Annotated in this window: 1 protein-coding gene; it reads right to left on the bottom strand. The window is 70.0% G+C overall.

The window, feature by feature from the left end; translation table 11 throughout:
• Positions 1–1,144: IS256 family transposase (locus tag G4D83_RS45195; protein ID WP_163871162.1), on the bottom strand; the 1,144-nt coding region annotated here is incomplete at its 3' end.
• Between the last annotated feature and the right edge of the window lie 78 nt (positions 1,145–1,222).

The raw sequence follows: 1,222 nt of genomic DNA, 5'->3' as shown, positions 1-1,222 counted from the left end.
GGGACATGTCGAGGTAGCGGCGGTCGTCCCAGACTCCGGTGACTTCCAGGGCGACGGCAGTGATGAGGCGCAGCGCGCTGGCGCGGTCAGGGAAGGCGCCCACGGAGCGGATGCGGCGCTTCACCTCGCCGTGGAGACGTTCCAGTCCGTTGGTGCTGCGCAGGCGCTTCCAGTGGGCCTTGGGGAAGGCGAAGAAGCAGGTGGCGGCGGCGAAGCCCTGGCGCAGGCACTCCATGGCCTCGGGCACCTGGCGTCCCAGGCCCTCCTGGAGGGCCTCCATTTGCTTCCTGGCGTCCTGGAGGGTGGGGGCCTCGAAGATGGCCGAGGTTTGCTTGCCCAGCCGCCCTCGCAGGCGCCAGGGCGCCTTGGCGAGCACGTTGCGGGTGAGGTGCACCGTGCAGCGCTGCAGCTGCGCCTCGGGCAACGCCTGCCGGGCCGCGGCGGCCAGTCCCGCGTGCCCATCGGCGATGACGAGCCTCACGCCCGTCAGCCCCCGCTCGAGCAGTTGGCGAAGCAGCTCCAGCCAGGAATCCGCCGACTCGCTGCCGCCCAGGGTGATTGCCAACAGGTGCCGGTGCCCATCCTCTCCCACGCCGTAGGCCACCAGGGCGGAGACGTTCTGCACCGTGCGCGCCCACCGTGCGTCGAGGAAGGTGGCGTCCAGGTAGAGGGAGGGGAAGGCCTGGGTGAGCGGCTGGGTGCGCAAGCCCTCCACCTTCTCTTCGAGGGACTTCGTCACCCGGCTCACCGTCGAGCGCGAGACCTCCTCGCCCATCAGCGCCCGTGTCACCTTGCCCATCTTCCGCGTTGAGACTCCCTGCACGTACGCGCTGGTAATCGCCTCGTCGAGCTCCTCGCTGCGCCGCTTGTAGCGGCCCAGCACCGCTCCCGCCGCTCCGCTGGCCCGGGTCCGGGGCACCGCCACCTCCAGGTGTCCCATGGACGTCAACAGGCCGCGCAGGTAGCTGCCGTTGCGCTGGTCCTTGCGCCCCACTGCCTGCTGCCAGCGCCCCGCCCCCACCAGGCCCCGAATCTCCTCTTCCAGCAGCATCTCCAGCGTCATCCGGATGGCTCCCCGGAAGAGGTCTCGCACGTCGGTGCGCACCTCCTCGTGCGAGGGCGGGGCAAAGTCTGTATCGTTCACGGCGGGGAACTCCTCGGCCTCCTCGCCAAAGGAGGACCGTCTCGGTTGGTTTCACCGAGGAGCTTCCCTCTTTCCCGC

It is taken from the genome of Myxococcus eversor, from assembly GCF_010894455.1.
Classification (GTDB): Bacteria; Myxococcota; Myxococcia; order Myxococcales; family Myxococcaceae; genus Myxococcus; species Myxococcus eversor.
This window is presented reverse-complemented; position numbering and strand designations above follow the sequence as displayed.